Here is an 18,030-nt window from a genome sequence, read left to right as displayed (position 1 = left end):
CCGATGCAAAAGACTTTTATGGGCTATCGCCGCGACAATGGCCGGGTAGGCATCCGTAATCATGTGCTCATCCTGCCCCTGGACGACCTTTCCAACGCCTCCTGCGAGGCCGTGGCCAACAACATCAAGGGCACCCTGGCCCTGCCCCACGCCTACGGCCGCCTGCAGTTCGGCGAAGACCTGGACCTGCATTTCCGTACGCTGATCGGCGTGGGCTGCAACCCCAACGTGGCCGCTGTGGTGGTTATCGGCATCGAACCCCAGTGGACCCAGCGCGTGGTGGACGGCATTGCCAAAACCGGCAAGCCTGTGGCCGGCTTCGGCATTGAGCAGCACGGCGACCTGGAGACCATCCGCGCCGCTTCGCTCAAGGCCAAGGAATTTGTGCACTACGCCACCGAGCTGCAGCGCACCGAGTGCCGCGTGGACGAGCTGTGGGTTTCCACCAAGTGCGGCGAATCCGACACCACGTCGGGCATTGCCGCCAACCCCACGGTGGGCAACGCTTTTGACAAGCTGTGGGAAGCCGGGGCCACTACCCTCTTCGGCGAAACCACGGAAATCACCGGCGGCGAACATCTGGTCATGGCCCGCTGTGCCAACGACGAAGTGCGCGCCAAGTTCAAGTTTTTCTTCGATCGTTACGCCAAGGTGGTGGACGACCACAAGACCAACGACCTGTGCGATTCCCAGCCCACCAAGGGCAACATTGAAGGCGGCCTGACCACCATTGAGGAAAAGGCCCTGGGCAATATCCAGAAGATCGGCCGCAAGGCTCCGGTCATTGGCTGCCTGGACAAGGCTGAAAGCCCCACCGGCCCCGGTCTGTGGTTCATGGATTCTTCTTCTGCCGCTGCCGAGATGGTGACCCTTTGCGCCGCCTCCGGCTTTGTGGCCCACTTCTTCCCCACGGGGCAGGGCAACATCATCGGCAACCCCATCCTGCCGGTGATCAAGCTCTCCGCCAACCCGCGCACTGTGCGCACCATGAACGAGCACATTGATGTGGACGTTTCCGGCATCCTACGTCGGGAAATCAACATGGACCAGGCCGGCGACATGCTGCTGGACATGCTCTTCCACACCTGCAATGGCCGCAACACTTCTGCAGAGGCTTTGGGCCATCGTGAGTTCATCATGACCCGCCTGTACGAAAGCGCGTAATATGTGATGACGATTTCGGTCAGGGGCCCGTGCCTCTGACCGAAATCGTTTCCCCCTCACCCCTAGGAGGCACGGATGAAACCTACCACCTTATTCCCCAGCCTTGCTCTCGCCCTGACGCTGCTGCTGGCCGCCATGCCGGCCGCTGCGGCCTACCCGGAAAAACCCGTCAGCATGATTATTGCTTTTACGGCTGGCGGTTCCAGTGACGTACAGGCCCGTATCATGCAAAAATACTGGGACAAATACGTGAAAGAGCCTTGGGTTTTTGTGTACAAGCCCGGGGCGGGTGGCATTATCGGCTTTACAGAAATAGCCAAGGCCGCTCCTGATGGTTATGCCATCGGCGGTCTCAACGTGCCCCATCTGGTGTTGCAATCTCTGGCGCAGCGCGCCGCATTTGATGCGGAAAGTTTTGACTACATCGCGCAGGTGGTCAATGACCCCCAGTGTGTTGTTGTGCTGAAAGGCAGTAAATTTAAGTCGTTTTCTGAAATTCTCGAATACGCCAGAAAAAATCCCAACAAACTTAAAGTAGGTTTGGTGGGCCCACTTAGTGGGCATCACCTGATGTTTCTGGAGTTTTGCAAGCTGTTCCCAGATGCTAAGCTGAGCCGTGTTTTCTATAAAGGTGCTGCAGACCAGAACGCCGCTTTGCTGGGCGGCGAAGTGGACTTGATTTTTGGCAATATAAACGATGTGATGCGCTCCATTGAAGAGTTCAATGTGTTGAACGTAGCGGCGGAAAAGCGCAACAGTTTCCTGCCCGACGTGCCAACGTTGAAAGAGCAGAACATCAATCTTGTTTCGGATATCCGCCGTATTTTTGCCGCGCCCAAAGGCACTTCGCCCGAGGCGCTTGCTTTTTTGCGGAAAACTTTCAAAAAGATTTGCAACGACCCTGACTACTTGTCTGATATGAAAAAAGCCGGTCAGCCCGCGGAATATATGGACGGCGCCGCCACCGCCGCCTATATCCGTTCGGTGCAAGAAGCCGATAAAAAACTGCTGCAGGAAGCCGGGCTGCTTAAATAATTCTGCAGATTCCTTGCACTTTATGCGGGTGGGGCGGTTCGCTGTCAGTACAGCATGACGGCGAACCGTTCCACGCCCGCCGGCGCAGGCCCCAGGCTTTCTTTTCGCGCCGGCTCCGCAGCGAGACCTGTCCAAACCGCAGTCGGGGCGGCCTTGCCCGCTGCCCCTGATTCAAGGAACCCCCAATGACAGAATTTATTGTTCCTTCTTTACTTAACTTGCTGGACCCCTTTAATATCATCCTTATGTTACTGGGGCTGGCGGGCGGCATTATTATCGGGGCGCTGCCGGGGCTTTCCGCCACCATGGGGGTGGCTCTCATGGTGCCGGCCACCTTTGCCATGTCTCCCACTTCTGGGCTGGTGATGCTGGGGGCCATTTACGTGGGGGCCATCTATGGCGGCGCCAACTCGGCTATCCTCATCTGTACGCCGGGCACGCCTTCGTCCGTGGCCACCACTTTTGACGGCTGGCCGTTGACCAAACGCGGCGAAGCCGACGCCGCCCTGTACACCTCTTTGTTGTCTTCGGCTTTCGGCGGCATTGTAGGGGTTTTTTTCCTCCTTTTTCTGGCCGGGGCCTTGGCCCGCTTTGCCTTACGCTTCGGCGGGCCGGAAAATTTTTGGCTCTGTTTGTTTGGCTTAAGCACCATTGCCGTCATGAGCCCTGGCAACATGGGCAAAGGCATTGTTTCCGGCGCTATCGGCCTGCTGGTTTCCACCATTGGGCTTGACCCCAATACTGGCGTGCCACGTTTTACCTTCGGCAGCTATTCCCTCATGCAGGGCGTTTCGGTTATCCCTTGCATGATTGGTCTGTTTTCTTTTTCCCAGGTGCTGTATCTCATCGGCACGGATAAAACCTTTGTGGCAGAATACAATCCGCGCAAGGGCACGTTCCGCCGTACGTTCAATTATCTGGCCGGACGCTGTAAAAAGGTGCTGTTGCGTTCTTCGCTTATCGGCACCTGGGTGGGCATGTTGCCCGGTGCGGGCGGTGAAATAGCTTCTATTATTGCCTATAACGAAAGTAAGCGCTGGTCCAAGGACCCTTCCAAATACGGCGCGGGGTGCCTTGAAGGCGTGGCCTCGTCCGAAAGCGCCAACAATGCCGTTATCGGCGGTTCACTGATTCCCATGCTGACCCTGGGCATTCCCGGCAGCGCCGTGGCTGCCGTTATTCTGGGCGCGCTCATGGCCCACGGCATCCAGCCGGGCTTCAAGATTTTTACCGCCACCGGCGAGCTGGCCTACACTTTTATTTTCTCACAGTTCGCCGTCAACCTGCTTATGGTGCCCGTGGGCTTTGTGCTCTGTCGCTGTATGGCCAAGCTGCTGACCATCCGTCTGACGTTTGTGGCCATCAGCATTGTGGTTCTGTCCTATATTGGCGCATATGCCATCGCCAACAGCCTGGTGGATATCTGGGTGGTGTTGGCCTTTGGTTTTGTGGGCTTTTTTGGCGGCAAGCTGGGCATGGACACCGGGGCCATGGCTCTGGGGGTTATTCTCGGTCCCATGATTGAAGAAAACCTCGGCAAATGTCTGGATCTGGCGCATTCGGTGGAAGGCGGCTTGCCGGCTATCATGTTTGAGGGGACCATCAACAAAGTGTTGATTGTGGCCCTGGCCCTTTCGTTGGCGACGCCCTACCTGCTGCATTTGAAGAAACTGCGCGAACAGGAGCGTGAGGCTCAGTGCCACTGCAATGAAGAACGCCCCGAGGAGGACCGCCATGCGTAAAAGCAGCACTGATATTTTTTGCGGCCTGAGCTTTTTGGTCATCGGCGCGGGTTTTTGGGTGCAGTTGGCGGAACTGGAAGGCGTCAGTCGCGTTTTTCCCCAGGCCTTGCTGGTTGTTATCGCTTTGGGCGGGTTCTGGTTTGTGGGGAAAGGGTTTTGGCAACGCCGCCGGGAATCCGCCCAGGGGGAGGAGTGTGAACCTGTGGCCTGGCCCAAGGTGGGGCTCATCGCGGCGCTCAGTCTGGTATATGCGGCGTTGATCAGCATTCTTGGCTTTTTTTGCAGCACCTTGGCTTTTCTTGTCGTTGCGGCGCTCATTTTGGGTGATAAATCGCGCGGCCTGGGGCATCTGCTCAAGTTCAGCGTGCTCTACGGTGTGGTGTTCTGCACGCTGCTTTGGGTGTGTTTCGTCAAATTGCTCAATGTCCCCACTCCTGCGGGCCTGTTCTTTTAATCTTCGGAGCGCGGTGCGCCTGGCTCCGCGCTCCATACTGAGGTGCAGGTATGCAGTATCCAATTAAATATGGCGCGGGCAGCCTTTGTGTCGACCTGCCCGACACCCAATCGGTCACTGTTGTCACGCCGCGGCACGTACCTCCTCTGCGTGATCCTGTTGCCGCATTTGCCGCGGCCCTGGACGCGCCGATGGGCTGCCCGCGCCTTGAGGAAATGGCCGTGCCGGCCACTGTCGCCATTGCGGTGCCGGACGAAACGCGGCCTTTCCCCATAAAACTTTTGCTGCCCCCGCTGCTGGAGAGGATTTTTCGGGCTTTTCCCCAGTTGCCGCACGAGCATGTGCGCATTGTGGTAGGCGGCGGTCTGCACGAACCTCCGGGCGCGGCCCAGCTGGCGCGCATTCTGCCTGAAAATCTGGATGGTTRCACGGTGGTGGCCCATGACGCCCAGCATTCGCCTCTGCGGCAAATGGGCGTGACGAGTCGGGGCACGCCGGTGGAAATTAATGCTGCTTATGCCGATGCGGACCTGAAGATTGTCATGGGCATGGTGGACGCTCATCAGTTTGCTGGATTCACGGGTGGGGCCAAAGGGGTGGTGGTGGGCTGCGCTTCGGCCGCCATGATTGCCCGCAACCACAGTATGCTGTGCCGTGACGGGGCCTTCGCCGGCAACATCGAAGGCAATCCGGTGCGGGAGGATCTCAATGAGGCCGGCGTACTGGCGGGCGTCCGTCTGGCTGTCAACGTGGCGCTTACGTCCGCCAAGGAGCCGGCGGCGCTGTTTGTGGGCGATCCGTCCACCGTGCTGCGCCATGCCGCCAAGGAAACCAGCCGTCTTTATGGTCATGAGCTGAAGCAGCGGTTTGACATCGTGGTGGCCTCCTGTGGCGGCGCGCCCAAGGATATTTGTCTGTATCAGGCCCAGAAGGCTTTGGATGCAGCCCGCCACTGCGCCGCCCCCGACGGCAAAATTCTGCTGGTGGCCCAGTGCGCCCAAGGCATTGGCGACGAACGTTACGAAGAGTATGTGTGCCGGTTTCACAGTCAGCAGGATTTGATGCGGGACTTTGCGCAACATGAGTTTCAGATGGGGGCGCACAAAGCCTTTTTGTTTGGTCGCGTAGCTTCTGCCCATGAGCTGGTACTGCACACGGACCTTGCGGAAGCCGATGTGGCCCGTTGCCTGCTGCGCAAAGGCGATGCGCAAGCAACGCTCAACGCCTGGCTTGCCGCAAAGCCCGCCGCCAGGGTGGGCATACTCACCCACGCCAATTCCACATTTTTTTACAGCTTATAACGGCGCGCGGCGCGTTCAGAAAGGATATTCCATGCGCTACAGCATTACCCGTGAATTTGTGCGTCCCGCTTCCGAATTGTTGTCCCTGTTTACCGATCTGGCCGTGGCCGACATCTGCGATGTACTGGGCCGCAACGCCGCGTTGCCTTCGGCCCTCAAGCCCCTTGGCCGCGCCCGTCTGCTGGGCACGGCCTATACCGTCAATCTGCCCGCCAGCGAAAACCTGTTGCTGTACTATGCTGTGGACAACGCCCAGCCGGGCGACGTGCTGGTGGTTTCCTGCGCCGGGTATACGGAGCGCGCCGTCACGGGCGAGATCATGGCTAACGTGGCCCTGCGTCGGGGGTTGGCGGGTTTTGTCGTTGATGGGGCCGTGCGCGATGCCGCGGCATTGCGGCAGCTGGATTTTCCCGTCTACGCCCGCGCGGTTTCGCCCAACGGGCCGTACAAGAGTGCCTGCGGCGCGGTCAACGTGCCCGTGGCCCTGGGCAATGTGGTGGTCAGCCCCGGCGACATCATCGTGGGTGACGCCGACGGTCTGGTGGCCGTGCGCCCGCAGGAGGCGCAGGAAGCAGCGGAAAAGGCGCGGCGTCTGGCCGAAGACGGACAAGGAAAACTGGCGCAGATCGCGCGTGAGGGCAGACTGGACTACGCTTGGCTGTACAAAAAGCTGGAGAGCGGCGGTTGCGTTGTGCGCGACAGCGCTTGCGGCACGGAGTGATTTGGAACAGAGGCTTTTTAGACCTGGGCCGTCGGGTCCTGTAAGAAAAAAAGTTTTTTGAAGGATGGGGGGTATGGGGGGAAGGGAACTTTTGTTCACAAAAGTTCCCTTCCCCCCATAAACAAACATTATCCTGCGCCGCCCTCCGTCGCCAGTAGGCGGCGGCCCCACACCGCCTGCCCCAAAGAAAGGCCGCCGTCGCCGGGGGGCAGCTCGCGGTGGGTGAGGGGCGTCAGGCCGCGCGCCCGCAAGGTCAGCGGCAGCAGCCGGGCCAGCAGGGCGTTCTGCATGACCCCGCCGGAAAGGCCCACCAGGTTCACGCCGTGCTCCCGCGCGGCCTGGGCCGCTAGATCCGCCAGACCGTGGGCCAGGCTGAGGTGAAAGCGGGCGGCGATTTCTCCCGTAGGCAGGCCGCGTTGCTGGGCCGTGACCGTTTGGGCGAACAGGGCCGCGCTGTCCAGCTCCCACAGTTCGCCGCGTCGCACAGGCTCCCAGGGCCAGCAGGACGTGCGCTGGGCGTCTTTCCCCCGCAGGGCTGCGGCTGTGGGCGCTTCCACGTCGGTGGCCCTGCGGGCGGCGTCCTCCAGGCGAATGGCCGCCTGCCCCTCATAGGTGGTGCGCGCGCACAGGCCCAGTGTTGCGGCTACGGCGTCGAACAGTCGTCCACAGCTGGAGGTCAGCGGGCAGTTGACCTTGCGGCGCAGCATTTCCTGCACCGCTGCGCGGGCGGCGTCGCCCGCTTCCGTTGCCCAGGGGGCGGCAGCCCCGGTCAGGCCCGCTTGCCGGGCCAGGGCCAGGGCAATGCGCCAGGGCTCGCGCACGGCGGCGTCCCCGCCGGGCAAGGCAAAAGGGGCCAGGCGACCCAGGCGCTGCCAGCGCGGCGCACCCAAATCTACAAGCAGCAGTTCGCCGCCCCAGACCGTGCCGTCCGTTCCCAGGCCCGTGCCGTCCAGGCAGAGCGCCAGGGCCGGTTCGCAGCGGCCGTTTTCCGCCAGGACGGCGGCGGCGTGGGCTGCGTGGTGCTGCAGTTGCCAGAGGGGCAGCCCTTCCCGCGCGGCGCGCTCCTGCGCGTAGCGGGTGGAGAGAAAATCGGGGTGCAGGTCGCAGACCAGGGCCGCCGGGCGCACCTCCAGCAGGGCCTCCAGATGGGCGGCCACCTCTTCATAAAAATGCAGCGTGGCGGGGTTTTCCAGGTCGCCGATGTGCTGGCCCACAAAGGCCTCCCGTCCGCGTGTGAGGCAGAGCGTGGCCTTGAGCTCCGCGCCCGCGCCCAGCACACAGGGGGCGGGCGCCTCCGTGGGCGGCAGAAAGACCGGACGCGGCACATAGCCCCGCGCCCGCCGGTAAAAAAGCGGTTGGGCGGCGTGGGGGGCCTCCTCCTGCGGCTGCAGGGTGACCACGCTGTCGTCCACGCGCACCAGAATATCCCTGTCGTGCAGCAGCCAGGCATCGGCCAGATGGGGCAAACGGGCCAGGGCCTCGCGGTTGCCCAGGCAGATGGGTTCGCCGCTGGCGTTGGCCGAGGTCATGACCAGAACGGGCGGCTGGGCCGTGCGGGCTGTGAGCAGATCAAAAAGCACGGCGTGCAGAGGGGTATAGGGCAGCATGATTCCCACCTGCGTGGTGTCCGGCGCTATTTCCGGCGGCAGGGCCGCGTTGGCGCGGCGGGGGCAGAGCACTATGGGCTTTTCCGGACTTTGCAGCAGGGCTTCGTGTTCCGGCGTCAGCGCGCACAGGCTGCGGGCCGCTTCCAGGCTGTCCACCATGAGAGCCAGGGGCTTGTGCGGGCGTTGTTTGTGTTGCCGCAAGCGGCGCACCGCTTCCGCCTGACGCGCGTCGCAGGCCAACTGAAAGCCGCCCAGGCCCTTGAGGGCCAGCAGCCCGCCGGCCTGGAGCAGATCCGCGGCGGCGCAGATGGCCGCCTGGGCGGCTGCCGCAGCGGTCCGGCCGGCAAGCAGGGGCGGGGCCGTGCGCCCGGCCTCCCTGTCCGGCCGGGTCACAAACCAGAGCCGGGGGCCGCAGTCCGGGCAGGCTATGGGCTGGGCGTGGAAGCGCCGGTCCAGGGGGTCGGCGTATTCGGCGGCGCAACGCGGGCAGAGCGGGAAGCAGGCCATGCTGGTCACGGCCCGGTCATAGGGGATGGCGCGGGTGATGGTGTAGCGCGGGCCGCAGTTGGTGCAGTTGGTGAAGGGGTAGGCATAGCGCGGATTGGCGGGGTCGCGCATATCGGCCAGGCATTGGTCGCAGAGGCCCATATCCGGACTGACCAGCACGCTGTGGCCGCTGTGCCCCTGGCTGGGCACAATGCGGAAGGCGGTTTCGCCTGTCAGCAAGGGCAGTGCTTCCTGGCGCAGGTTGGTGAGGCGGGCCAGGGGGGGGAGCTCGTCGTGCAGACGGCGGCCAAAGGCGGCCACGGCCTGGGCCGGGCCCTGCACTTCCATGCGCACGCCGTCGGAGGTATTGCCCACGCTGCCCGTGAGTCCCTCTTCGTGGGCCAGACGATAGACAAAGGGGCGAAAACCCACGCCCTGCACCTGCCCGCAGGCTACAAAGGCCCGCCGTTCCAAGGTCTGTTCGCTCATAGGGGCAGCATAACGCAAGGTGAGCGCCCTGTCATGCGGCGGCAGCGCGGGCTTTGTGCGCCTGCTGACAGAAACGGCCGCTATGCTGGAGCCATGGCCGGGATGTCTGTGCCCCCGCGCCGAAGCAAAAACGGGGCCTCCGTCGCAAGGCGCTTCAGAACCTGGCCCAAGGTTTGGCTACAGTTGGAACAGGCCTGGTTCTTCGCGGACCAGACTTTCGGCAATGCGGCGACTGTCAACAACATACGTGCCTGCAGCCACCTGCTGACGCAGGCTTTCCACCTTGTCGGCGCGCACGTCGGGTGTGCTTTGGGCCGTGCGGCGGGCTTCGGTCAGGAGCAGGGCGTCCTGTGATACGCTCACCGTATCGCCGCCGCCTTCGGTCTGGGGAGCGGCGGCCGCGGCATCGGTGCGGGCCTGGGTGGTTTTATCCAGGCTGCCGGCGGCATAGGGATCAAAAAGGGTATATGTTTTTGCGTCTATTTTCATGAAGTATCTCCCTCGGGCACGGTCGAAAACAGGCCGCACGGGAAATTCAGTCGTTGGTTTTAGGGTATTTCAACGTTGAAATGCCCTGGCGGTTGCGTAAGCAGACGCCCGCCGTGGAGGCGCAGGCGCAATTTATTTGCGCAGTTAAGCGCCGGAACGAGCGTGCCGTAACCGTTGAGAATACATATTCTCAACGTTACTCTGCTCCAGAATGCCCTGGACAAAAGCCGGGGGCGGGGCGCAGCACGCCCTTGTCCACACGGCGGCGGGTAATGCGCCACAGGGCGTGGCGTGCGGCACGCTGCTGTTCTGGAGTCAGGGCGCCTGTGCCGTCGGGCCCCTGGCCCAGAATGCACAGACTGCCGTCCGGAGGGTAGGTGAAGTGGACTTCGCGGCCCAATTCCTGACTCAACTCCTGGCGGATGTCTTCCACCACCGGGTTGTCGCTGCCCGTGTAAAGCAGCATATCGTACAGTTCTCTGGCCACTTGCTCCACCGTGGCGTGCCGTTTGGGCAGGGGATCGGGTTCGCGTGGATCCTCGCCCGCGGCCAGCCGCCGTCGGACCCGAAACCGCGCCAGCCTGCGGGCTGCCAGAAGCTGCTGTTCGTAGCCTTGCAGCATAATGCGCAGACGTGCGGTGGTGGTGTCGGGCATGGCATGTACCGTCCTCACATGCTATGTCGGCAAATTGCAAAAAAACTTTAGAGTCTGTTACGACCCGCCGTAAACGGCGGACTGCCGCAGGGGCTCCTTAACGTTCTCCGTCACAGGCGTCCACAATGGCGCGGGCGTCCATATCGGGGTGCAGGGGCAGCAGTGCCAGGCGCTGAAAGTCCTGGGGCTGGTCCACGTCCAGTTTGAGGTCCGGGCGCTGCAGCCACGGTTCTGTGGGGTTGAAGGTGCCCAGGCGGAAGCGGGCGGCATTGTCCCAGAGGTAGTTGAGGCAGTGTTCGCGCTGGGCTGTTTGGCGAGCCTGGGCGTCCAGGGCGTCCAGGAGTTCGCGGGAGAGGATTTCCGCGCCGAGGCCGTCGGGCCAGAGGTTGTTGCGGGGGATGTGGTTATAGGCGTAGTCCCACCGGCCTGCGCGGTAAAAGTCCACCAGGCGGTCCACGGCTTCGCCCCAGATAAGGGGGTTATCCGCACAGACGCGCACCACCAGCCCGGCGTCCGCCTGACGGGCGGCCAGGCAGAAGCGGGCCAGCACATCCTGTTCCGGCCCGGCCAGGCAGGGCACGCCGCGCCGCTGAAGGTGCTCCAGCAGGACGCGGTCCAGGGGGGTATCCGGTACGGCCACCACCAGTCCATCCAGGCGGGCGGCGGTTTTGAGACGACGGACGACCCAATCGATAAGGGGCACGTCACGCAGGCAGAGCAGGGACTTTAGGGGCAAACGGCTGGAGCCCAGCCGGGCCTGAACAATGGCGACGACCTTGTCGTGGGGGTGGGGAGCGGACATGGCCTGACCTCAGGGTTGTGGTGCGGGGGTGGGCGCGGCGGCGGGGGCTTCGGCCAGCAGGTCGAGCATAAGGCGTACTACACGGGCCTTGTTGCCGGTAAAATCCAGGGCGTCTTGACGGCTCCAGAAGCGTTGGCGCCGGGGCGTTTTGAGCATGGCCAGGAAGACGTTGCGGATTTTGGCGTCGCTGACCCGGTCCATAAGGCCCAGGAAGGCGAAGCCGTTGCGCGGACGGGCAAAGGTGTGGCGGGCCTCGCGTTCGTGATGGGCCAGGACCATGCCGGGCACGCGCATGTGGGCCAGCTCGTAGACCGTGCGCCCCGCGGAACAGATGGCCAGGTCCGCGCCTTCCATCATGCGGCTCATGACGTTGGTGGCCCAGGTGAACTCCACCAGGGGATTTCTGAGGGCGGCCAAGTGGGCCTCCATGCCTTGCTTGTGGGCGTAACCTGGTCCGGCCACCAGGCGGATGGTGATGCCGTAAGCCCGGCAGATGGGCTCAATGACGTCCAGCACCCGGCGGGAGCAGTTGTTCTGGTCCGTACCGCCAAAGGTAATGAGCACGGTTTTGACCTGTGGCCGAAAGGAATTGCGCGCGGCGGCCAGAAATTCGTCCCGCAGACAGAAATAGGCGGGCCCGCAGCGCAGGCGGTCGGTAGAGCGGCGGTCTTCATAGAGGGCGTTGACAATCAGGCGGGCCCAGTCCGCGCCGGGGCCCTCGTCCTCAAAATTGACGCAGCGCGCGCCGGCGGCCGTGAGCCGGGCCATATAGGCCGTGGTGGTGTTGAGGATATCGTTGACCACCAGGTCCGGCCGCAGACGCAGCACGGTTGCGGCCAGGTCTTCAGGCCCCTGGCGGACGATTTTGTAGTCGCGGCGGGCGATATTTTCCACAGCCAGTTCGCTTTCGCGGGTGCAGACAAAGGTGATTTTGTGGTTGGTGATCTCGTGCGCCAGCATCAGGGCGCGAAAGACGTGCCCCATGCCGATGGCAGGCCAGCCCGCCACCACAAAGACCACGTGCCGACGCTGGAGCAGGTGCTCGCAGATCCACCAGTCCTGATAGCCCTGGATTTCAATGCCCCGGTCGTTGAGGAAGTAGGGCACGATTCTGCCCCGCGCGTAGCGCAGGGGGGCGCTGCCCGCGCTGTCGCGCAGGAGGGCCAGGCGCAGGATGATCAGGGCGCGGCTTTCCACCACCAGCGTCTGTTCGCCCTGATGGTCCGCATCCTGGCTGAGCAGGCTTTCCAGCCCTTCGCCGCGCACGTTCCAGAGGCGCTGGCGCATCTCCTTGACCGTGACCAGGCTGTCCGCGCCGCTGCGGCAGTATTTTTTCCAGGCGTCTTCCACGTCCACCCAGGTGAGCAGGGGGCAGGAGGCCCGCAAAATAACGGCGTGCTCGTAGGCGGCGGCCAGTTCTGCCAGCAGGCCGCGCATTTCGGCCACAATGTCCAGGCTGGTGAAGTGCAGGTCGCGGTTCCAGCGAAAGCCCACGCCCGCGCGTTCGCAGATGAGTGCAATCTCCTGGCTGTCGGTAAGGACCACGATGTCCGTGCCGGGCAGCACGCTGCGGGCCGTGTTGATGGCCCGCTCCACCAGGGTGACGCCCGCCAGTCGCTTGACCAGCTGATCGGGGATGACGGCGTTCTTTTTGATGGCCGGAATGATGATGCAGCGTTCTTTCACGGGGAACCTGTGGGTCTGACGGGCGGGCAGGGGCGGAAGCCTCGCGCCGCCCCTGCAGACCTTTTTCAGCGCAGCGCGGCGAGAACCTCGCGGCTGGCGGCGAGCATGTAGTTGAAGTCCTCCTCCGGCATCCAGTGCTGGAAGGGGAAGGAAATCATGCTGTCAAAAAAGGCGTCGGCATTGGGACAATGGGCCGTGCCCAGGCCCTGACGCCGGTAGTAGTCATAGCGGTCCAGGGGAATGTACTGCACCACGCATTTGACGCCCTTGTCGTCGTGCATGGCGCGGATGAAGCGGTCGCGCGCTTCCGGCCCCGTGGTCATGCGGGCGGCCAGCAGGTGGTAGTTGTGCCGCCGGGTGTCCACGCGGTGGAATTCCAGCTCAGGAAAGTCCGCCAGGCCGTCGATAAAGCGCAGGGCCCTGGCGCGCTTTTCGTCGTTGATCTGGTCGATGCGTTCCAGCAGTTTGGCCCCCAGGGCGCATTCCACTTCGCCCAGGCAGTAGTTGTTGGGCTGGAGCATGCGGCCGTCCAGCAGGGGCATGTCCACATTGCCCATGGCCGGCTTCCAGTAGTCTGGGCGCGCAAAGTCGTAGGCGCAGTGGCCGTTGTGGCGCAGGGCCGGCACCAGGGCCGCCAGCTTGGGGTCGCGAACATAGAGCATGCCGCCTTCGCCCAGGGTGGTGAGGTTTTTGTGTGAATGGAAGGAAAACACAGCCATGTCGCCAAAACTGCCGGCCTTTTTGCCGCCTACTTCCGTGCCGATGGCCTGGGCCGCGTCCTCGATGAGGATGAGGCCACGTTCCCGGCACAGGGCGGCGATTTCGGGCATATCCGCCACGTAGCCGTAGAGGTGCACCACCACCACGGCCTTTGTGCGCGGCGTGAGGGCTTTTTCAATGTCGGCGACCGTGACCACGCGGGTGTGCAGGTCCACGTCCGCCCAGACCAGCCGCGCGCCTTTTTTGACATACGGATAGGCCGAGGCCGTGAAGGTGTGCGAAGGCATGACCACTTCGTCGCCGGGGGTAAAGCAGCAGAGCTGGGCCGACATTTCCAGCGCGGCGCAGCCGTTCATGGTGGTGAAGCAACTGCCTTGGGCCACGCCCTGGTATGCGGCAAATTTGCTTTCAAAGGCGCGCATGTATTCCCCCTGGGTCAGGGGGTCGGCATGGCGCATGGCCTCCACCACCACGGCGATTTCCTCTTCCGTGTAACGGATGGCGCGGCCGCTGAAATTGATTTTGAGATCCATGGTTGCTCCTTGCCGGATTATCGGGCCGGATTATCGGCCGGAGGCTTTGGGCCGGGATTGTAGGCCTGCCGCCTTGGGGCGGGTCGGACGCGCCGCCGCCCCCGGACCGCCCCGCCAAAGGCGGCAGCGGCCCCGCAGGGCGACAGCCTGGACGCCGCGTCACATGCGCTTGAAGCGGGCCGTGACGTTTTCTTTGGTGAGGATTTTTTTGAAGTCCGGCCCCAGACGGTTGGTCAGGGGTTTTTCGTGCACAATGCTGGCCGCGTACAGGGCGTCGAACTGGGCGTCAGTAAGCCCGCGGCAGATGCCCTTGGGCAAATCAATGCCCTGGCGCTCCATCATGGTCATGAAATCTTTGTATTCCTGCGGATAAATGTCTTCCAGCACGCTCAGGGCATGGCAGTTGGCCACGCCGTGGTGCATGTGCAGCACCATGCTGAGCCCGGCGGAAAGGGGATGCACCACACCCACGAATCCGGCGGCCATGCCGCCCAGAAATGAGGCGATCATGAGCTTTTCACGGTTTTCGTCGCTCATCATGTCTGCCGAAAGAAAAACCTGCTTGCAGAGGTCAATGGCCTTTTCGGCCAAAGAGTCCACCACCACGTTGCGGTAGGAGCCCGTGATGCTCTCAAAGCAGTGCATATACGTATCAATGCCTGTGTAAAAAAACTGGTTGCGGGGCACGCTGGCCGTGAGGTCCGGGTCCAGCAGAACCTGGTCAAACATGGTGAAGTCGCTGTTCATGCCCAGCTTGATGTTCCTGACCTCGTTGCAGACAATGCCCGTGCGCGAGGTTTCGGAACCTGTGCCCGAAAGCGTGGGCACGGCTATTTTGTACGGGGCGGGATTTTTGACCAGTTCCCAGCCCTGGTAGTCCTCGGCCTTGCCGGGATTGGTCAGAAGGTTGCCCACACACTTGCAGGTGTCCATGGTGCAGCCGCCGCCAAAAGCCAGCATGGCGCAGGGCGTGGCCCCCTGCAAAAAAGTCTTGACCTGTGCGGTGTAGGCGTCCACGCCCTCGGTGGTGGGTTCCTCACTGCTGTCCACATAGACGAGCATGTCTCTGCTTTCCATCGGCAGGCGCGAGGCCAGGTCTTTGCCTTCAAAATAATGGTCCAGAAAAAACACCGCCGGCCCGGCCTGCGCCTTGCGCCGCACGGCCAGCAGATCCCCCAGCTGCGACAGGGATCCTTTGCCGATCATATAATAACCCACATTTTTCGCATTGCGATACATGGCCGTGTGTCCTCCGAAGAGTTTGTTTTTGTGGGGGGAAGAGAACTGTTATGCACAAAAGTTCTCTTCCCCCACCTCCCCACCCGGCAAAAACTTTTCCGTTCAGGGGCGCCACAGGCGTGCCCTGAACCAAAAGTCAGGAAGGGCTCCCGCGCCTGCGGCGCGGAGTTTTCCGGGCATACGCCATCCGCGCTGTACTGGCAAGCATGCGATGTTATGCTGCTTTTTCAGCATGTTAATGGCTATTTCAGGCGGCTTTAAGGCATTGCAACATTGAGAATAGCTATTCTCAAGGCCGATCTGCTTTAGGCGCGCAGTTGCCGGGTCCGGTCCGCCAGGGCCTGCATGAGGTCAGCCACCTGTTTGGTCAGGCCCGGTTCCTGCACGTCGCCGTTATCCGCAAAGGCCGGACCAAAGGCGTTGGAGAAGACCTCCGGTTTGTTCAGCAGGCACAGGTTCAGGTATACGCAGACCTGCCGCAGGTGGTATTGGCTGCGGCTGCTGCCCATGCCCCCGCCCGCGCCCAGCAGGCAGGCGGCCTTGCCGTTGAGCGGGGCCAAATTGGGTTCGCGCGAGAGCCAGTCCAGGGCATTTTTCAGGGCCGGGGCCAGGGAATAGTTGTATTCCGGGCAGGCCAGCACCAGGGCGTCCGCCCTGCTGACCTGTTCAATCAGGGATTGCGCGGCCTTGGGCTTTTCCAGGTCGGCATTATAGAACGGCAAGGCGCTGATGTCGGCAATTTCCATACGTACGCCCGCCGGCAGATGGGCCGCGCAGCAGCGCAGCAGCCCCGTATTGCGCGAGGCCTGCCGCAAGCTGCCGGAAATGCCCACAAAGGTCAGATCAGCCATAATAACTCCTTATCTATATATACGGCGGCGCGGGAATGTCCGCCTCCGCCTGCACGGCGGGCGTCTGCTGACGCAACCGCCGGGCATTGCAGGGTTGCAATGCTCTACGCCGAGGCCTGGCCTTTGGCCTGAGCCCGCGCCTCAAACTTTTCGCGCACCACCACCACGCGCTGATGCGTGCCCTCGCCGATGAGTCCGGCGGCGTCGTAGGCGGCCACCTTGAAGCTCAGGCCTTTGCCGTTGGGCGAAACGTCCGTGAGCTCGGCCTCAAAGCGCACTGCCATGCCGCAGGGCGTGGCTGCCAGATGTGCAACCTGGATGCCCGTGCCCACGGTAGTCTGGCCGTCTTCCAACAGGCCCTGCACCACTTCTACGGCCGTGGCCTCCATCCAGGCCACCATCATGGCCGTGGAAAAAACGTCCACCAAACCACTGCCCACACTGCTGGCCAGCATGGCCGGGGTCACCACCAGTTCTTTGCGGCCGTGCAGGCCGGGGACCAACTTGCTCATGCGTCACTCTCTCTGGCTGAAAACGGCGGGACTACCCCCGCCTGGCGTTCCAAGCTCATTGCTGTTGTAGCCCAGGCCCGGCCCGCGCCACAAGGGGGGGCGCCCCATGCCCCAGCCCACAATCGGGGGGGGGATACTCCGCCCAAAGACGGCAGCGCTGCGGTTTATATCCGGCTCTCTGGAGACAATATCCCTGTCTTTCGGGCAAAGCGCCCTGCGCGGTTGCGGGGGGAGAAACGTTTTTTTACAGCATGGGGCGTGGGGGGGGCCCTCCCCCACAACTATTCTGATTTTGTCACGCTGCCGCGTCCGGCACGGGAAAGACCAGGGCTTCATACCAGAAAAGGCGCGCGCCGGGTTTGCGCCAGGAGTCCGGGGGCAGGCCAGCCTTGCGGCAGAGATTTTCCAGATAGGCGGCGCGATCCCAGCCTTGTTCCACGGGCACTTGCGGCAGGAACACGCCACTGTGACCGTTGTACTGGAGCACGAGGCCGTGGCGGCCTACCTGCACGGCCTGCGGGTCGGGGCAGAGGGTTGGTTCATCCAGAACAGAGATTTCCAGGTGGGTTTGGGGCCATTCCGGGGCGGTGAGGGGCGGAAAGCGCGGATCCTGAAACGCCGCTGCGGCGGCCATGTGCCAGACAGTGGCGTAGAGGGCTTCGTGCCCGATGATATTGCCGATGCAGCCGCGCAAGCCGTGGTTGATGGTGAGGGTGACAAAAGCCCCCAGGCTGCGGGCCAGAACGTCGTCGGGCAGGCCTTGCGGCGGCGCGGGCGGCGTGGAGGAATAAACGCCTGCCAGCCCGGCCTCAATGGCGGTGCGGGCCTGGCGGCCCAGAAATGTTTTGTCCGCAGGGGTAAGGCTGAAGGAGAGGGGCATGTGACCTCCTTGCCGCGGGCGCCGGGGGAAGCTCGGGCGGGTTTGCCGAATCTGCGTCAAGGGTGGGGCAAACGCCGTTGCAAGGTTTCTCTGAGCGAACATTGCGCCCGCGCGACACGCCCGACCTGCGGCGGACGGATGGACGGAGCGCCGCGAGTGGCGGGGCAGCGCAGGCCCGCTGCGCTGCAAGCAAGAAATGCCACAACAGGGTTGCGGCATCACTTGTAAAGGGCTCGTCAACAGGTGCAAGACCGCCAGGCCGGTCCGGCCTGCGCTGCACCTGTGTAGGCCGGACGCCCCGCGCAACGCCGGGGTATTCCGCCAACAATCGCTTGTGCTGCGGTTACGTCCGGGCGTGCCTGGCGGCCGGATTTCCTGGAGCGTCCCCAGGGCTCGCTAGTCTTCGCCTTCAGCGTGGCTCTGCTTGCCCGCGCCCTTGAGGCCGTACATGGTGGTGGAGCCGGAGGACCAGAATTCCAGCACCTCTTCGTTCACCAGCTTGGTGAGCACCTTTTTGACGTCGCGGGGGCCTTTGTCCGGAAAGAGCTCCAGAAAGTCCTTGAAATAGAACTTGGACTTGGCTGCGGATTTGCTTTTCAGAAAGTCGATAACAACGTCTTTGTCGTCAGCCATGATGTTCTCCTGTCCCGGCGGCGCTGGTGCG

The 18,030-nt window shown here is 62.8% G+C and carries 17 protein-coding genes; 6 read left to right on the top strand and 11 right to left on the bottom strand.

Annotated features, from left to right (window positions below; translation table 11 throughout):
* The first annotated feature begins 3 nt into the window (after window positions 1-3).
* From EB812_RS03880 to EB812_RS03855, 6 genes are all read left to right on the top strand, one after another.
* On the top strand, window positions 4-1,164 hold the full coding sequence (locus tag EB812_RS03880; RefSeq protein ID WP_118229323.1) for a UxaA family hydrolase: 1,161 nt from the start codon (window positions 4-6) through the stop codon (window positions 1,162-1,164).
* 75 nt (window positions 1,165-1,239) lie between these two features.
* Window positions 1,240-2,199: a tripartite tricarboxylate transporter substrate binding protein gene (locus EB812_RS03875; protein ID WP_118229322.1), complete on the top strand. Its 960-nt coding sequence runs from the start codon at window positions 1,240-1,242 to the stop codon at window positions 2,197-2,199.
* Window positions 2,200-2,384: 185 nt separating this feature from the next.
* Complete coding sequence (locus EB812_RS03870; RefSeq protein WP_118229321.1) at window positions 2,385-3,941, top strand: tripartite tricarboxylate transporter permease; 1,557 nt, start codon at window positions 2,385-2,387, stop codon at window positions 3,939-3,941.
* A complete protein-coding gene (locus EB812_RS03865; protein ID WP_118229320.1) occupies window positions 3,934-4,395 on the top strand; it encodes a tripartite tricarboxylate transporter TctB family protein in 462 nt (153 codons plus the stop codon). The genes EB812_RS03870 and EB812_RS03865 overlap by 8 nt, the downstream gene beginning before the upstream one ends.
* 50 nt (window positions 4,396-4,445) lie before the next feature.
* Window positions 4,446-5,696 (top strand): nickel-dependent malate racemase, LarAH5 family, encoded by a 1,251-nt coding sequence (larAH5, locus tag EB812_RS03860; RefSeq protein WP_130957842.1) that lies wholly within the window; start codon window positions 4,446-4,448, stop codon window positions 5,694-5,696.
* 31 nt (window positions 5,697-5,727) lie between these two features.
* Window positions 5,728-6,417, top strand: a complete 690-nt coding sequence (locus EB812_RS03855; RefSeq protein ID WP_118229318.1) for an RraA family protein — start codon at window positions 5,728-5,730, stop codon at window positions 6,415-6,417.
* Between the two features lie 128 nt (window positions 6,418-6,545).
* Here the strand turns inward: EB812_RS03855 and hypF are convergent, their stop codons facing one another.
* The 11 genes from hypF to EB812_RS03800 form a co-directional block, all read right to left on the bottom strand.
* Window positions 6,546-8,999: a carbamoyltransferase HypF gene (hypF, locus tag EB812_RS03850; RefSeq protein WP_118229317.1), complete on the bottom strand. Its 2,454-nt coding sequence runs from the start codon at window positions 8,997-8,999 to the stop codon at window positions 6,546-6,548.
* Window positions 9,000-9,176: 177 nt separating this feature from the next.
* Window positions 9,177-9,488: a flagellar biosynthesis anti-sigma factor FlgM gene (gene flgM / locus EB812_RS03845; protein WP_118229316.1), complete on the bottom strand. Its 312-nt coding sequence runs from the start codon at window positions 9,486-9,488 to the stop codon at window positions 9,177-9,179.
* Between the two features lie 196 nt (window positions 9,489-9,684).
* Window positions 9,685-10,143 (bottom strand): DVU0524 family FlgM-associated protein, encoded by a 459-nt coding sequence (locus EB812_RS03840; RefSeq protein ID WP_118229315.1) that lies wholly within the window; start codon window positions 10,141-10,143, stop codon window positions 9,685-9,687.
* A 97-nt stretch (window positions 10,144-10,240) separates the two neighbouring features.
* Window positions 10,241-10,945 (bottom strand): cytidylyltransferase domain-containing protein, encoded by a 705-nt coding sequence (locus EB812_RS03835; protein WP_118229314.1) that lies wholly within the window; start codon window positions 10,943-10,945, stop codon window positions 10,241-10,243.
* 9 nt (window positions 10,946-10,954) lie between these two features.
* A complete protein-coding gene (locus tag EB812_RS03830) occupies window positions 10,955-12,631 on the bottom strand; it encodes a cytidine 5'-phosphate N-acetylneuraminic acid synthetase (protein ID WP_118229313.1) in 1,677 nt (558 codons plus the stop codon).
* A gap of 65 nt (window positions 12,632-12,696) precedes the next feature.
* Window positions 12,697-13,884 carry a DegT/DnrJ/EryC1/StrS family aminotransferase gene (locus EB812_RS03825; RefSeq protein WP_118229312.1) on the bottom strand — a complete coding sequence of 396 codons (1,188 nt, stop codon included), beginning with the start codon at window positions 13,882-13,884 and terminating at the stop codon, window positions 12,697-12,699.
* A 159-nt stretch (window positions 13,885-14,043) separates the two neighbouring features.
* On the bottom strand, window positions 14,044-15,123 hold the full coding sequence (locus EB812_RS03820; RefSeq protein WP_118229311.1) for an iron-containing alcohol dehydrogenase family protein: 1,080 nt from the start codon (window positions 15,121-15,123) through the stop codon (window positions 14,044-14,046).
* Between the two features lie 305 nt (window positions 15,124-15,428).
* On the bottom strand, window positions 15,429-15,974 hold the full coding sequence (locus tag EB812_RS03815) for an NADPH-dependent FMN reductase (RefSeq protein ID WP_130957841.1): 546 nt from the start codon (window positions 15,972-15,974) through the stop codon (window positions 15,429-15,431).
* 104 nt (window positions 15,975-16,078) lie between these two features.
* Window positions 16,079-16,486, bottom strand: coding sequence for a thioesterase family protein (locus EB812_RS03810; RefSeq protein WP_130957840.1), 408 nt, complete (start codon window positions 16,484-16,486; stop codon window positions 16,079-16,081).
* Window positions 16,487-16,781: 295 nt separating this feature from the next.
* Window positions 16,782-17,366, bottom strand: a complete 585-nt coding sequence (gene amrA / locus EB812_RS03805) for an AmmeMemoRadiSam system protein A (RefSeq protein WP_130957839.1) — start codon at window positions 17,364-17,366, stop codon at window positions 16,782-16,784.
* A gap of 396 nt (window positions 17,367-17,762) precedes the next feature.
* The gene (locus tag EB812_RS03800) at window positions 17,763-17,999 is read right to left on the bottom strand and encodes a dissimilatory sulfite reductase D family protein (RefSeq protein WP_118229307.1); all 237 of its coding nucleotides are present in this window, start codon (window positions 17,997-17,999) and stop codon (window positions 17,763-17,765) included.
* Between the last annotated feature and the right edge of the window lie 31 nt (window positions 18,000-18,030).

This window comes from Desulfovibrio legallii, from assembly GCF_004309735.1.
GTDB classification, from domain to species: Bacteria; Desulfobacterota; Desulfovibrionia; order Desulfovibrionales; family Desulfovibrionaceae; genus Desulfovibrio; species Desulfovibrio legallii.
The sequence above is the reverse complement of the archived record's forward strand: the minus strand, read 5'-3'. Positions and strand labels throughout refer to the sequence as shown.

Bases quoted from the DNA above. Each gene is read 5' to 3' on its own strand.
- EB812_RS03880 (WP_118229323.1), top strand. From the start codon at position 4: ATGCAAAAGACTTTTATGGGCTATCGCCGCGACAATGGCCGGGTAGGC.
- EB812_RS03875 (WP_118229322.1), top strand. From the start codon at position 1,240: ATGAAACCTACCACCTTATTCCCCAGCCTTGCTCTCGCCCTGACGCTG.
- EB812_RS03870 (WP_118229321.1), top strand. From the start codon at position 2,385: ATGACAGAATTTATTGTTCCTTCTTTACTTAACTTGCTGGACCCCTTT.
- EB812_RS03865 (WP_118229320.1), top strand. From the start codon at position 3,934: ATGCGTAAAAGCAGCACTGATATTTTTTGCGGCCTGAGCTTTTTGGTC.
- EB812_RS03855 (WP_118229318.1), top strand. From the start codon at position 5,728: ATGCGCTACAGCATTACCCGTGAATTTGTGCGTCCCGCTTCCGAATTG.
- hypF (WP_118229317.1), bottom strand. From the start codon at position 8,999: ATGAGCGAACAGACCTTGGAACGGCGGGCCTTTGTAGCCTGCGGGCAG.
- flgM (WP_118229316.1), bottom strand. From the start codon at position 9,488: ATGAAAATAGACGCAAAAACATATACCCTTTTTGATCCCTATGCCGCC.
- EB812_RS03840 (WP_118229315.1), bottom strand. From the start codon at position 10,143: ATGCCCGACACCACCACCGCACGTCTGCGCATTATGCTGCAAGGCTAC.
- EB812_RS03835 (WP_118229314.1), bottom strand. From the start codon at position 10,945: ATGTCCGCTCCCCACCCCCACGACAAGGTCGTCGCCATTGTTCAGGCC.
- EB812_RS03825 (WP_118229312.1), bottom strand. From the start codon at position 13,884: ATGGATCTCAAAATCAATTTCAGCGGCCGCGCCATCCGTTACACGGAA.
- EB812_RS03820 (WP_118229311.1), bottom strand. From the start codon at position 15,123: ATGTATCGCAATGCGAAAAATGTGGGTTATTATATGATCGGCAAAGGA.
- EB812_RS03815 (WP_130957841.1), bottom strand. From the start codon at position 15,974: ATGGCTGATCTGACCTTTGTGGGCATTTCCGGCAGCTTGCGGCAGGCC.
- EB812_RS03810 (WP_130957840.1), bottom strand. From the start codon at position 16,486: ATGAGCAAGTTGGTCCCCGGCCTGCACGGCCGCAAAGAACTGGTGGTG.
- amrA (WP_130957839.1), bottom strand. From the start codon at position 17,366: ATGCCCCTCTCCTTCAGCCTTACCCCTGCGGACAAAACATTTCTGGGC.
- EB812_RS03800 (WP_118229307.1), bottom strand. From the start codon at position 17,999: ATGGCTGACGACAAAGACGTTGTTATCGACTTTCTGAAAAGCAAATCC.